Raw genomic sequence first — 12423 nt, forward strand, 5'->3', positions numbered from 1 at the left:
TGTCTCAAGCGCTGTCACCTCGCTGGGATCGCCCGCTAGGCCCTGAGCAATCAGCCTGGCATCGGGGCGCTCTCAGCCCTGGACCAGCGAGACATCAATATCGGGGGCGCGGCGGAGCTCATCCGCCGCGCCTTTTTGCTGTTTTGGCCTGCGCGATTCGCCGCCGCCATGCCGGCCGCCGGGATACCTTGTCGCAACACAGAAACCGTCCGATCCGCTACAGATGAAATGTCGGCTCGGATCGCCGCGGGACGTCCTTGGGCCAGTCGCATCAGAAATAAGGAGCACATCAGATGCTTTATGCCATCCTGGCCTATCACGTCGAAGCCGAGGTCAAATCGTGGAACGCCGAGGAGGACGCTGCCGTGATGACGGGTCTGCGCGAGGTCCATCAACGGCTGAAGGGCAAGCTCGGTCCGGCTGCGCGGCTCGGCGATACCCGCAATGCCAGCACGCTGCGTGGGCCCGGCCACGGCATGGTGATCGACGGGCCGTTCTCCGAAACCAAGGAGCAATTGCTCGGCTTCTACGTGATCGATTGCACCGATGAGGCGGAGGCGATCGCCGCGGCGCGCGACCTGCGCAGCGTCAACCCGTCGGCGGTCTACGAGATCCGCGCGCTGAAGCTCTACATCCCCGGCGCGCCATTTCCGGAGACCGCGGGCCCGCGAGACGCGTAGCGCGTGTCCCCGCGCAAACGGCTTTGGCGCTTGTCGCGAGGGAAAACCGCTTCGCACGTTTCCGGATCATGCCTTAGCGGCTGGAGCGCTTCGGCAGCTTCGGGAGTTTGCTCGGGTCGAACTTCGGCAGCGGCAGATCCGGCGGCGGCTCGGGTGCCACCTCCTGGCTCGGAATCAGCGTCACCTCGAAGGCGAGATCGGGCACAGCATCTGCCCTGCCCGTGCAGGTCGCGATCGCGCCGGTCCAGATGCCCTCGAGCCGCACCACGAGGTCGTCGGTGCCGAACACGGTCGTGCCGTCTCTGGAGTGCCGCTGCGTGGTGAGCACGGCGGAGAAGCGCTCGCCGTCGACCTCATAGGTGCCGCTGTAGAGCATGACCGCGTCGCTGCCCCACAGCCTGCCATCGGCGACGTGCACGATGCCGGTGCCGTCCGCAAGCGACGTTCGAAACCACGCCGCGTAGGTGCCATTCTTGAGCATGGAGCCGGTCTCCATCTGCTCCCGTTTCACAGCGCACGATCTGGGCACCGCTGCGTTAACAGGCGATGAAGGAACTCACGCCTGCGCTCATTGGCCGTCGATCTGTCGTCCCATGATGGCGATCGCCTTCTGGTAGACGCCTGCCGCGTTCCACGCCTCGATCGCGGCGAAGTTGGGTTCCCCGGGCTGATAGCCGGCACCGGCGCGCCAGCCATGGGCGCGCAGGAAGTTCGCCGTCGAGCTCAGCGCGTTGGCCGCGACGTCGAGATTGCCGGTGCCGTAGGCGAGGACGTTCTTCGGCATGAACTGGGTCTGGCCGATCTCGCCATGCATCGAGCCGCGCGTGCTCCCGGACAAAGTGCCGCGGTCGACGAGCTTCAGCGCCGCATAGAGCTGGTCGGTGAAGAACTCCGGACGGCGGCAGTCATAGGCAAGCGTTGCGATCGAGGACAGCATGTTCTGGTTGCCGCGCTGGCTGCCAAAACCGCTCTCCATGCCCCAGATCGCGATCAACGGTCCCGGCGGCACGCCATAGCGCTGCTGGATCGAGGCGAACAGCGCCGCCTGCGACTGCTTCAGCGATCGGCCACGCGCCACGATGGTTGCAGATCCCCGCTTGGCCATGAACTGCTCGAGCGACAGGCCGAAGCTGCGCTGGCCGCGATCCGCGGCAATCGTCGCACTGGCGTAATGGGTCTGCATCAGCGCGGCGATCGCGGTGGCGCCGATGCCCTTGGCGCTCGCCTCGCCCGAGAACTGCTGCTTCCAGGCTTCGAACCCGCCGGGCCCGTTGCCGCACTGCGCCGCGTTCGCCTCAGCCCCCAGCGTTGCAACCATCACGACGATGGCGAGCGCCGACGTCGCAACCTGCCAGCCCCTGATCATCCGAAACCTCCTCCGCAAATATGCCGCCGCCCTCGCGGGCGCGGCGCTGACGATGGCCGGATGGACATGACCCGGCGATGAACGGCCCGCCTCAGATTCGGCCTCGGACCGTCACGATATGTCGCTGGCAGCGGATTGGCCATCCCGCCCGCCTCAGGCAGGCCGGGACATTTGGCCCCTGCGCCCGGAAGGCGTCACGCGCCGGGCATGACGACGAACACGGCGTGCGTGACGATGCGGATCGCGCATGAGACCCGCGAAATCCGGTGGTGAACGGCGTGCGATGTAGTAGGTTCTCGGCGGGGACGGCGGCCCCGCTGTCCTCCAACTTGGGAGGCGATGGCTATGATGAAGACCCTGTCACTTCTAGCGGTCCTGCCCTTTATCGGCGTCCTGTCGATGTCGACGAGCCACGCCGCATCCACATGCTCGACCAGCAATTTCGGCATCTCTGCAGTACCGTGCGGGAAGCGGTATGCGGTCAGCTACGAAGCCTGCCGGAAATACGTGATCGAGCATGGCGCATCGCCCGCCGAATCCTGGTGGTACTGCAGCAGTCAAGGCTACGCGAAATAGTCGGCACTTCCTGAGCGAGGCTTTTATTTCCTGAGCGAGGCTTTTCGCCGCCGCGGACAGCGCGTCGAGCTGCCGCGACGTCGAACACGCGTGCCTGCCGGTCAGCATGTTAAGGCACGTCGCCTCTTCTCACTGGACCGACGGTCTGCGGCCGGTTGAGGAAGAACTCGCGATTGCCGAGCGCGGCCTCCGCATACTGGTCGATCGCCACGATGATCGCCTGCACGTGGTGAAAGCACCAGCCTTCCCGCGTCGCCATGTGCCGGACCTCGGCCAGCGCCTTGATCCAGGGCGCGTGGTCATCGCTGTCGTGGAAATACCGAAGCGGCTCTCTCATCTTTTCCTCCGGCACATCACGTCTTGCAGCTCGGCGCACAGCCGCCGCATCCCGGGCGCGCCGTCATGCACGCGCTTCGCCGGCGGCCAGCTCTCGCTTCGCCGGGCGAATGAAGGCCGGCGTCGCGGCGCGACGGCGCGGTGCAACGCTCGCATGCACGATGATCGGATCGCGGTCGCCCAGGACCTCCCGCTCCTCGACCAGGCGGCTCATGACCAGCCGCATCTTCAGGAGATCCCCGGCGACGAAGGCGCAGTCCTCATCGCGGTTGATCTGCTGGCGCATGATGGCTTCGGCCTCGAGCATGCTGACGCGCAGCGCCCTGATCTGCCTGCGAATTTCGCTGATGCGGTTGTCCATGGCGTCCTCCAATTCCCGGTGGAGGGCAATTAGAACAAAACAAGAACATTGAGTCAAGCAGCGAAAGCCGTCCGTCATGGGTATCGTTATCACGACGCAACCGGGTGAGTTGCAGTCACCGGCCGTAACAGCTTTCACGAATTCAACGTGAGGTACCGGACATCAAGCGAGATCAAGAAGCCGCGGCCGACCGCGCGCGGCGAGGATCGCAGCCGTCAAAGACAAACGGCCGACATACGACTGTGGAACAATGCGGCATCGAACTTGTCTACACAAATAGACAAGTTAAAATGGGTCGATTCTATTTCGATCATTGCGCAGCAAATGCCCAAGTACTCCAATGCCCAAGTCCTCCAAGCTGGTAGCCGCGAAGCGCGGCAAGGTTCTTCTGGTTAGACGCCGATCTGACGGGCTGTGGATGTTCCCCGGCGGGCGCAGGCGCGCGCGCGAGACCGGGAAGGATTGCCTCAAGCGCGAGATCAAGGAGGAGCTGCCGAAGCTCAAGCTCGGCAGGCTTAGCCTGTGGAAGGAAGTGACCGCCAGGAACAAGCGTTCTGGCCGCAGGATGAGCGACGCGATCTTCATCGCCAAGAACGCCAAGGGCCGACTGGCGATCGGCGACAAGAAGGAGATCGACCGCGCCGCCTGGCAGAAGCCGCGGGGCCTTCGCCTGACGCCGACCTCCCGCTACATCCGCGACCGGCTGTTTCCGAGAAAGCAGCGCCGCCGGAGATAGGCGGCGGGACCATCGCTGCTTGAATGCGCCGCGCATCCACCCCAAAGAAACGGCCCCAGCGAGGGGGGTACAAGCTGGGGCCGCGAGTTTACCTTGATCGTCCAGGCGCTGCCGGCAGGGACAGCACCGAACCTGTGACAATCATGCTCCGCCGCGTCGGTTCCTGGACGGCGCGCCTGGACGCGATCCCGGAAGGATGGGCCGTGAGCCTCATGCAGCGGCAGCTCACGGCCGAGCACATCTCGATGCTCAACATGATGCTTGGCGAAGCGCGGCGACATGGGATGTCCTGATTCCCCAAGGCGAATGTCCTGATGGGTGCGGCACCCTCTCTGGTGCCCCATCATGATCGTCGGATACGCATCCGCAGACCAAGAGTTCCACCGCAGGAACACCGTACTGATCCGGATTTCTGGACAGATAGGACGGTCGTAATACCAACCCTGCCGGCGTTACCGTTCTTTGCAGAGCATTTTTTCACGACTGAGTTTTTACAGACCTATTATGACCGGCAGAAAAGGGCCGCCGATGCGACGGCCCTTTTCGATTCAGCGCCCCATGTCTTCGCGCGGCAATGATCCCGGTGACGCACCCAAATCGGTACCAGGCAAAGAACGAGGCCGCCAACCGGCGGCCTCCTTGTTGAGTGGCCCCAGCAACCTATGGGGGCCTGGGAGGGCAGGCGCTGGGGCCGTCTACCGGCCCGGTTGGCGCGGTCGGGCTAGGTGGGCTTCCATCAAATGAACAGAGCAACGGCAACCATTGCGATTGGGCAAAGTCCCAATACGACGATGCCCGCTCGAACAATCACTTCGGACATGACATGCGCCCTTCAATGGGGCGATCAAAATACGCCGCAGCGGAAGCCGCGCAAAGTGCAGTTTGTGCCAGATTTTCCGCGTCCCTCAACCATGCGTCACGGCGGGAAAGTACGCGCCAAGGCGGAGTCGTTCAGACACCAAAACTCACGCGCGAGCCTCCCGGAGATCGCCGAAGATTGAGGCCTCAGGCGGTATCGCGGATTTCGGCCCTGGAGTTTGGCGGCTGCGCCGGCACACCGTGCTGATTTCTTCAGCTTCGCATACCGCCGACGCGTGCTAGGAATGACGTGATCCGCTGCGTATCGGACCACGACATGAGCCAGAACTCGTCAGAATGACCTTCCCCTCCAACCGCCAGAGGCGGCTGTTCAGACTGGTCTCCGCGCGTTGGCAGCGCCGCGCCCTGTTCTTGCTGGGCGGCATTGCGGTCGGCGCGGCGGCCGTCGCGCTGGCACAGCTCGCCGATCTGGCGCAGATCGCGTTCGGCGCGGTGGTATCCCGTTTCCATTATGCCTCGCTGGTGCTCACGCCGGCCGGGTTCGCGCTGTCGGTGTTTCTGACCAACCGCTTCTTTCAGAACGCGCAAGGCAGCGGAATCCCGCAGGCGATCGCCGCACGCCATCTGACCGATCAGACCGCGCGCGAAAGCCTGGTTTCGCTGCGCGTTGCGGCCGGCAAGATCCTGCTGACGCTGTTCGGCCTGCTGTGTGGCGCGTCGGTCGGGCGCGAGGGACCGACGGTGCAGATCGGCGCCTCGATCATGTTTGCGCTCGGCCGCTTCTCGCCGCGGCGCCAACCCGGCCTGATCCTTGCCGGCGCGGCCGCTGGTGTCGCGGCCGCCTTCAACACCCCGCTGGCCGGGATCGTGTTCGGCATCGAGGAAATGAGCCGTGCCTTCGAGACGAGAACCAGCAGCCTGATCATCGGCGCGGTAATCGCCGCCGGCCTGACCTCGCTCGCGCTGATGGGCAACTATACGTATTTCGGCACCAGTGCGACGGCCCTGCGCAACGGCACCGACTGGCTCGCGGTCCCGCTCTGCGGCGTTGCCGGAGGTCTTGCGGGCGGCCTGTTCAGTCGCATCCTGATCACAATGGCACGCGGGTTTGCCAATCCGGTCGGAAGCGCGATCAAGCGTTATCCAGTCGGTTTTGCCGCAATCTGCGGATTAGCGGCTGCGATTTGCGGGATTGCGTCCGACGGCGCGATCTATGGCACGGGATATCAGCAGGTCAAATCCGCGCTCGAAGCCGGAGCACAATTGCCGGCGAGCTTCAGCGTCTGGAAATTCCTCGCGACCACGTTCGCCTCGATCAGCGGCATGCCGGGCGGCATCTTCGCGCCCTCGCTCGCGGTCGGTGCCGGGCTCGGCTCCAACATCGCGCCGCTGTTTCACGGCGCGCCGCTGTCGGCCATCATGCTGCTCGGCATGGTCTCCTATTTCGCCGGCGTAGTTCAGGCACCGATCACCGCCTTCGTGATCGTCACCGAGATGACCGACAATCACGCGATGGTCGTGCCCTTGATGACCGCGGCCCTGATTGCGCACGCGAGCTCGCGCCTGATCTGCAAGGAAGGCGTCTATCACGCCCTCGCCAAGGGCTTCGTCGAGCGCGCTGCGCCGGCGCAGAAGATCACCTCGATCTGAATTCCCGGCACCAAGGGAAAACGGCCCCGGCATCTCGCGTTGCCGGGGCCGTCCGATTCCCATGCTCACGGCGAACCGCCGGTGTCGATAATCAGGGCGGACCCTCGGGCCTTGAAAAATTTCCTTAATGAAAAAGCCTGCCCAGCATTCGAAGATTCACGCTATCCGGCGTTCCGGAAAACAACACGTGTGAATCCAGCTTGAATAAATTTCGTCTGGAACAAACGGAATGTTTCAGTGACTCTTCATGCGTGAACGCCAGTTCCGGGTTCCTCGGGGAGCGGACTTGTCGCGGCGACGTTGGTCTATGGGCAATCCCTGAGAAAGGGGGAAGCACCATGGTCGAGAACGTCATGACCAACGCCGGCTATTGGCGGGATCGAGCCGCCAAGACACGTGCCAAGGCGGAGTTGTTCAGATACCAAAGCTCACGTGCGAACCTTCTGAAGATCGCCGAAGAGTACGATCGTCTGGCCAACTATGCCGAGCAGCAATTGTTGCGCGCGCCGACAGTAAACCTGTCCGGCCGATCTCCTTAACGGCAGGAGCCTTTGGATATTGGGCCGTCTCAGCCGGTGCGTGCGCCGCACGTCACGCTGGCCAATCGAGCCTCAGCCCCGATAGGCAAACAGCTCGATCGGCTCGCTGAAACCGCGCACCAAATGCTCGCCGACATGCTCGAGCGCGAAATCGTGCGAGACCAGATCGGCGAAGGCGCGCGACAGCAGCACGTTTCGTCCCAACTGCTTGGTCAGAGCCTCGAGCCGCGAGGCCATGTTCACCGCGGGGCCGATCACCGTGAAGTCGAGCCGGCTGCGCGATCCGATATTGCCGTACATGACGTCGCCGACATGGACGCCGATGCCGTAATTCATCGGCGCCCGGCCCATCATGCTGTTCTTTTCGCTCAGCGCCGCCATCGCCTGCCGCGCCTCGGACACCGCGTGCAGCAGGTTGGCGCAGGCCCTGGGATCGCTGAGCGGGAAAATCGCAAGCAGACCGTCGCCGATGAATTTCAGGATTTCCCCGCCGTGCCGCGCAATCGGCTCCGACATCGCGTCGAAATAGTCGTTGAGGAGATCGATGACATCGTCGCGCGGCCAGGAGTCCGAGATCCGGGTGAAGTCCCTGAGGTCGCAGATCATGATCGCGGCGCGGACCGTGGTGCCGCTGCCCCGCCGCGTCGCACCCGCCAGGATCATCTCGCCAGCATGGGTGCCGACATAGGTCTCGAGCAGCGTCCGCGCCAGGCGGTTCTTCATCCGGATTTCGCTGACCAGCGCCAGCACCGGCAGCACCTTGCGCAGCTCGGCGATGTCAGCGTCATCGAAACCGCCGGACCGGTCGGTCGCGAAGGTCACGACATGCCGCTTGCCGAGCGTATGCAGCAGCGGCCACGCCACATAGTCGGTCAGGCCTTGCGCGCGCATCTCGTCAAAGAGCGCATGCGTGCGGCCAGGCGCCCGTTCGAGCCGCTCGCGCACTTCGCCAGCGCCCTGGTGGATTTCGTAGACCGGGCTGCCGATATATTCCGAGCGCTCCCTGACCTCGTAGTCGACCCGCGTGATCTCGGCCTCGCGCTTGCCGTCGCCCCAGATGATCCGGGCGCCGAGCCATTGCGGATGCTGGATCAGCAGATTCATCGTCGCCCGCTTGAGCGGGATGCCCCTGCCCTGCAACCGGATGCAAAGCTCGGCGAAGATATTGTCGATGAAGCGCTCGTCGCGGGTCTCGTTGGTCAGCCAGGCCACCACGTCGCCGCCAGACTGCGGCGTGACGGACTCGATGTTGGGGGCGTTCATGGCTTGCTCCGGAGCGGCAGGTGGGATCGGCACGCGATATGTCGTGCTTCTGCCCGGCAACGTCAACGCCACCAGCGGTAACGTGATCGGGCGTACCGGTGGTCAGGGCTCTGAATGCCCGCCCTGTCCTGCACTGCGCGTGGTGTGGTGAGGACGGACGCACTGCCAAAATATCGAAAACAACCCCATGCAAAGGTGCCGGCGGACACGGCAACTGTCCGGCGACACCGCAACTTGACTCGTCGGGCAAATCAGCGGTACGATTCCATTATTCAGAAATCGTATCGATTCAGCCTACCCCCTTCCCGCCCTACCCGTCCAGCCGGTCGACCTCGGCCTTGCCGGCCTTCATCACCAGCGGGATGTGCTCGCCTTGGCCGAGCAGGCAACCCACGTCGCGCAGCGGGTTGCCCTCGACTACCAGCAGGTCGGCGAACGCCTCCGGCGCGATGCGGCCGAGCTTGCCTTCCATGCCGAGCACCTCGGCGCCGATGATGGTCGCGCTGGCGATCACTGCCTGCGGGCCGATCAGCTCGGCGCGGATCCGGAACTCGTCGCTCTGCAGCCGCTGCGACGGTCCGAGCAGATCGGTGCCAAATCCCATCTTGACCCCGGCCTCGCGATAGATTGCAAGCGAGCGCAGCCCGGCGTCGCGAACGTCGGCGATCTTGGCGACGCTCGCCGCAGGCAGGCCGTACTTCGCGCCCTCATTGGCCAGCGCCTCGTAGGTGACCAGGGTCGGCACCACATAGGCGCCCTGCTCGGCCATCAACCGCGCGGTCGGAAGGTCGATCAGATTGCCGTGCTCGATGGTGCGCACGCCGCAGCGTATTGCCCGCTCGATCGCCTCCGCCGTGTAGGCATGCGCCAGCACATAGGTGTGCCGCGCTCTCGCCTCCGCGACGATGGCGCGGATCTCGTCCTCGGAATAACCGTAGGCGCCGATCGGATCGGTCGGCGACGCAACGCCGCCGGACGCCATGATCTTGATCTGGTCGGCGCCCATCTGCAGCTCCTCGCGCACCGCCTTGCGCACCGCATCGACGCCGTCGACGACGCGCGCGATCGCGCCGACCCGCACGCAGCAGGAGCAGGTCGGGTCGGCCAGATAGTCCGAGCGGGCGCGCCCGTCGCCGTGGCCGCCGGTCTGGCTGAGCGCGCGGCCGGAGACGAACAGCCGCGGGCCATCAGTGAGACCGGTGTCGATCGCCTGCTTCAGCGCATAGCCGGCGCCGCCGGCATCGCGCACGGTGGTGAAGCCGCGCTTCAGCATGCCGCGCAACAGCATGGTCGAGCGCAGCGTCACCAGCACGTTGGCCATCCGCGCCTGCTGCGACAAATCGAGCTCGACCGCGACCGCATGGACATGCAGGTCGATCAGGCCGGGCATCAGCGTCTTGCCCTTGAGGTCGATGACCCGATCGGCGGAAGCCTCGATCGGCCGGTCCGACACCTCCTTGATCAGGTGGTCCTCGACCAGCACGTGGTGTCCCTCAAGCAGATCGGACCGCAGCGGATCGAGCAGCGCGGCATTCTTGAAGAGGATGGTGGACATGAAAGGTCTCCTGTCAGCGCGTAGCTCGTATGATCACGCGGCTTCGCTTGCGATGTCTTCCAGCGACCGGCCGCGCGTCGGCACGCCCATCAGCACGACGGTCAGCGCGCCAATCAGGAGAACGGACGTGGTGACGCCGAACACACCGGCAAAGCCGAAATTCGGATAGAGGTAGCCGACCAGGATCGGCGCTGCGATCGCGCCGATGCGGCCGATCGCGGATGCGAGCCCCGCCCCCGTGGTCCGGATCGATGTCGGAAACACTTCGGCCGTGTAGGCATAGACGCCGGCATAGGTGCCGTTCATGAAGAACGACAGCAGCAGGCCGGCCGCCATGATCTCCGCATCGCTCTTGGCAAAGGCGAGCCCGAGCGCGCTGGCGCCGCCGAGCAGCATATAGGTCGCAATCGTCGCCTGCCGTCCGATCCGCTCATTGAAAAAAGCGGCGGTGAAATAGCCCGGCACCTGCGCGCAATACATCGCGAGCGAATAGCCAAAACTCTTGGTGATGCTCATGCCGTTCTGCACCAGCAGGCCGGGAATCCAGACGAAGAAGGAATAGTAGCTGAAGGTGATCGACAGCCACATGATCCAGGTCATGGTGGTGATGCGCGCCTGCCGGCCGGCGAGCAGCGCGGCAAAATTGCTCACCAGCGTTCCCGACGAGGCGACTGGCGCGGCTGGCTCGGCTACCGCCGGCGGCAGCGCGCGGCCCTCGCGCGCGAAGCCGGCCTCGATCCTGTCGAGCACCGCTTCGGCCTCCTTCGCCCTGCCCCGGCTTTCCAGCCAGCGCGGCGATTCCGGCAGCGATCTCCGCCACCACAGCAGCATCACGACCGGTATAGCCGTGATGACGAGCACGATGCGCCAGCCGTTCTCATAGGCGGGCACGATGAAATAGCCGAGCAAGGCGGCGGCGACGAAGCCGAACGAGAAGAAGCCCGCCAGCGCGCCGGTGAAGGCGCCGCGGTAACGCCGCGCCACGAACTCGGCGAGGTAAGGCGCGATGATCGCGCTCTCCGCGCCGGTGCCCATGCCGGCGACGACGCGGGCGGCAAAGAACGCCGGCCAGCTATCCACCGCCGCGCTGACCAGCGAGGCCGCGCTGTAGAGCGCGAGCGCCGACATCATCACCGCGCGGCGGCCGATCAGGTCGCCCAGCGTCCCCGCGAGCAGCGCGCCGAACAGATAACCGACGAAGGTGCTGCTGCCGAGCACGCCGGTCTCCACATTGGTCAGCCCCCAGGCGGTGCGGAGCACCGGCAGGATGAACGCCAGCACGGCGGCATCCATCGCGTCAAAGAGATAGCCGAGGCCGCCCATCAGCAGCAGGTGCACGTGGAACCGCGCGAACGGCAGGCGCTCGATGCGCGCCGAGATCATCGACATGAAAGTCCCCCCTCGCCCCGCGGCGGCACGCGCCACAGGGTCAGCCGGGGAATGATAGACAAACCAATATTATCCGAATAATTTATAATCGTTATCTGGCACATCACCCTTGTGAATATTGCTCGTGTCCTTCCGCACGCTCGACCTCAACCTGCTGAAAGTCTTCGAGGCGCTGATGACCGAGGGCAGCGTCACGCGCGCCGCCAGCGCGCTGACCATGACGCAGCCCGCGGTCAGCAACGCGCTCGCGCGGCTGCGCGACGCGCTGGGCGACCCCCTGTTCGTGCGCACCGCGAGCGGGATCCGCCCGACGCAGCGCGCCGTGGCGCTGTGGCAGCCGATCGGCGACGCCCTGGAACATGTCCGCCACGCCCTCGATGAGGACGCCTTCGATCCGCGACAGACCCAGGCCGAATTCATCCTGTCGATGTCCGACTACGTGGCCTCGCTGGTGATGCCGCGGCTACTCACCCGCTTCAGCGACGTGGCGCCGTCCGCGCGCATCCACACCGTGCCCAACACCATCCTGGAGATCGGCGACCGGCTCGAGGACAACCGGGTCGATTGCGTGCTGAGCGTCTATGTCAACGAGGCGCAGCAGCCGCCGGCCGTGATCCGCTCACGCTCGCTGTGGACCGTCGAATATGCCTGCATGATGCGGCGGGACCATCCGCTGGCCAGGCAGAAGCGGCTCAACACCCGGAGCTTCCTTGCCGCCAAGCATGTCGATGTCAGCCTCGCCGGCAAGACGCTGCCGACCTACGACCAGTTTCTCGCCTCACGCGGGCTGTCGCGCAATCTGGTCGCGACCGTCAACCACTACAATGCCGCCTACGAGATCGTGCGCCAGTCCGACCTGATCGCCGTGCTGCCGCGCGATCTCAGCGCCCAGTCCCGCCACGCGCCCCATCTGCACGCCATGCCGGTGCCGCTGCCGGCGCCGCCCCGCATCGTCAGCCTGTTCTGGCACCAGCGCAACGACACCGTCCCCGCGCAACGCTGGCTGCGCGAGACGCTGGTGGAGATGTTCGCAAGGATGGAGTGACGCGGTGGGATTGGGGCATGCGGACGAACCCGGCTCCCGGACACCGGTGATCCCCGTAGCGGCACGGGGATGCTGATTAACGCTCCCACAACCCGGGTTTGGTTTCCG

14 protein-coding genes are annotated in these 12423 nt (G+C 65.0%); 7 read left to right on the forward strand and 7 right to left on the reverse strand.

The genetic code is table 11. The features are described from left to right. Nucleotides 1-293: 293 nt before the first annotated feature. Entirely contained in the window at nucleotides 294-680 is a 387-nt protein-coding gene (locus ACVI1L_RS38615; RefSeq protein WP_076831500.1) for a YciI family protein, read from the forward strand. A gap of 73 nt (nucleotides 681-753) precedes the next feature. Here ACVI1L_RS38615 and ACVI1L_RS38620 read toward each other — a convergent pair whose 3' ends face one another. Continuing rightward, on the reverse strand, nucleotides 754-1161 hold the full coding sequence (locus ACVI1L_RS38620; protein ID WP_026192921.1) for a hypothetical protein: 408 nt from the start codon (nucleotides 1159-1161) through the stop codon (nucleotides 754-756). 87 nt (nucleotides 1162-1248) lie between these two features. Further along, on the reverse strand, nucleotides 1249-2046 hold the full coding sequence (locus ACVI1L_RS38625; protein ID WP_038383190.1) for a lytic murein transglycosylase: 798 nt from the start codon (nucleotides 2044-2046) through the stop codon (nucleotides 1249-1251). A 345-nt stretch (nucleotides 2047-2391) separates the two neighbouring features. On the opposite strand from ACVI1L_RS38625, the gene ACVI1L_RS38630 reads away from it, so the two are divergent. Next, nucleotides 2392-2622, forward strand: a complete 231-nt coding sequence (locus ACVI1L_RS38630; protein ID WP_456785216.1) for a hypothetical protein — start codon at nucleotides 2392-2394, stop codon at nucleotides 2620-2622. A gap of 109 nt (nucleotides 2623-2731) precedes the next feature. On the opposite strand, the gene ACVI1L_RS38635 is transcribed toward ACVI1L_RS38630, so the two are convergent. Together ACVI1L_RS38635 and ACVI1L_RS38640 are read right to left on the reverse strand one after the other, a co-directional pair. Then, on the reverse strand, nucleotides 2732-2959 hold the full coding sequence (locus ACVI1L_RS38635) for a hypothetical protein (protein WP_016843397.1): 228 nt from the start codon (nucleotides 2957-2959) through the stop codon (nucleotides 2732-2734). Nucleotides 2960-3022: 63 nt separating this feature from the next. After that, nucleotides 3023-3319 (reverse strand): hypothetical protein, encoded by a 297-nt coding sequence (locus tag ACVI1L_RS38640; protein WP_028339395.1) that lies wholly within the window; start codon nucleotides 3317-3319, stop codon nucleotides 3023-3025. Between the two features lie 340 nt (nucleotides 3320-3659). Here ACVI1L_RS38640 and ACVI1L_RS38645 point away from each other — a divergent pair, with 340 nt between their 5' ends. The 4 genes from ACVI1L_RS38645 (at nucleotide 3660) to ACVI1L_RS38660 (ending at nucleotide 7063) form a co-directional block, all read left to right on the forward strand. Next, nucleotides 3660-4055: an NUDIX hydrolase gene (locus tag ACVI1L_RS38645; RefSeq protein WP_026192922.1), complete on the forward strand. Its 396-nt coding sequence runs from the start codon at nucleotides 3660-3662 to the stop codon at nucleotides 4053-4055. Between the two features lie 143 nt (nucleotides 4056-4198). After that, a complete protein-coding gene (locus ACVI1L_RS38650) occupies nucleotides 4199-4348 on the forward strand; it encodes a hypothetical protein (protein ID WP_158074226.1) in 150 nt (49 codons plus the stop codon). Between the two features lie 862 nt (nucleotides 4349-5210). Beyond that, nucleotides 5211-6524 (forward strand): chloride channel protein, encoded by a 1314-nt coding sequence (locus ACVI1L_RS38655; protein WP_057019609.1) that lies wholly within the window; start codon nucleotides 5211-5213, stop codon nucleotides 6522-6524. 338 nt (nucleotides 6525-6862) lie between these two features. Beyond that, nucleotides 6863-7063 carry a hypothetical protein gene (locus ACVI1L_RS38660; RefSeq protein WP_456785217.1) on the forward strand — a complete coding sequence of 67 codons (201 nt, stop codon included), beginning with the start codon at nucleotides 6863-6865 and terminating at the stop codon, nucleotides 7061-7063. Between the two features lie 72 nt (nucleotides 7064-7135). Here the strand turns inward: ACVI1L_RS38660 and ACVI1L_RS38665 are convergent, their stop codons facing one another. The 3 genes from ACVI1L_RS38665 to ACVI1L_RS38675 all read right to left on the reverse strand — a co-directional run bounded on the left by ACVI1L_RS38665 (nucleotide 7136) and on the right by ACVI1L_RS38675 (nucleotide 11270). Continuing rightward, complete coding sequence (locus tag ACVI1L_RS38665) at nucleotides 7136-8326, reverse strand: adenylate/guanylate cyclase domain-containing protein (protein ID WP_076831515.1); 1191 nt, start codon at nucleotides 8324-8326, stop codon at nucleotides 7136-7138. A gap of 310 nt (nucleotides 8327-8636) precedes the next feature. After that, nucleotides 8637-9881 carry an amidohydrolase family protein gene (locus tag ACVI1L_RS38670; RefSeq protein WP_456785219.1) on the reverse strand — a complete coding sequence of 415 codons (1245 nt, stop codon included), beginning with the start codon at nucleotides 9879-9881 and terminating at the stop codon, nucleotides 8637-8639. A 33-nt stretch (nucleotides 9882-9914) separates the two neighbouring features. Beyond that, a complete protein-coding gene (locus ACVI1L_RS38675) occupies nucleotides 9915-11270 on the reverse strand; it encodes an MFS transporter (protein WP_057019613.1) in 1356 nt (451 codons plus the stop codon). A gap of 118 nt (nucleotides 11271-11388) precedes the next feature. On the opposite strand from ACVI1L_RS38675, the gene ACVI1L_RS38680 reads away from it, so the two are divergent. Continuing rightward, nucleotides 11389-12315, forward strand: coding sequence for a LysR family transcriptional regulator (locus tag ACVI1L_RS38680; RefSeq protein WP_338128920.1), 927 nt, complete (start codon nucleotides 11389-11391; stop codon nucleotides 12313-12315). The last annotated feature ends 108 nt before the right edge of the window (nucleotides 12316-12423 follow it).

The sequence above is a fragment of the Bradyrhizobium sp. USDA 4516 genome (assembly GCF_054055915.1).

Coding starts and splice junctions, on each gene's coding strand:
- ACVI1L_RS38630 (WP_456785216.1), top strand. CDS start 2,392: ATGATGAAGACCCTGTCACTTCTAGCGGTCCTGCCCTTTATCGGCGTC.
- ACVI1L_RS38645 (WP_026192922.1), top strand. CDS start 3,660: ATGCCCAAGTCCTCCAAGCTGGTAGCCGCGAAGCGCGGCAAGGTTCTT.
- ACVI1L_RS38620 (WP_026192921.1), bottom strand. CDS start 1,161: ATGCTCAAGAATGGCACCTACGCGGCGTGGTTTCGAACGTCGCTTGCG.
- ACVI1L_RS38615 (WP_076831500.1), top strand. CDS start 294: ATGCTTTATGCCATCCTGGCCTATCACGTCGAAGCCGAGGTCAAATCG.
- ACVI1L_RS38640 (WP_028339395.1), bottom strand. CDS start 3,319: ATGGACAACCGCATCAGCGAAATTCGCAGGCAGATCAGGGCGCTGCGC.
- ACVI1L_RS38625 (WP_038383190.1), bottom strand. CDS start 2,046: ATGATCAGGGGCTGGCAGGTTGCGACGTCGGCGCTCGCCATCGTCGTG.
- ACVI1L_RS38675 (WP_057019613.1), bottom strand. CDS start 11,270: ATGTCGATGATCTCGGCGCGCATCGAGCGCCTGCCGTTCGCGCGGTTC.
- ACVI1L_RS38650 (WP_158074226.1), top strand. CDS start 4,199: ATGCTCCGCCGCGTCGGTTCCTGGACGGCGCGCCTGGACGCGATCCCG.
- ACVI1L_RS38655 (WP_057019609.1), top strand. CDS start 5,211: ATGACCTTCCCCTCCAACCGCCAGAGGCGGCTGTTCAGACTGGTCTCC.
- ACVI1L_RS38635 (WP_016843397.1), bottom strand. CDS start 2,959: ATGAGAGAGCCGCTTCGGTATTTCCACGACAGCGATGACCACGCGCCC.
- ACVI1L_RS38670 (WP_456785219.1), bottom strand. CDS start 9,881: ATGTCCACCATCCTCTTCAAGAATGCCGCGCTGCTCGATCCGCTGCGG.
- ACVI1L_RS38665 (WP_076831515.1), bottom strand. CDS start 8,326: ATGAACGCCCCCAACATCGAGTCCGTCACGCCGCAGTCTGGCGGCGAC.
- ACVI1L_RS38660 (WP_456785217.1), top strand. CDS start 6,863: ATGGTCGAGAACGTCATGACCAACGCCGGCTATTGGCGGGATCGAGCC.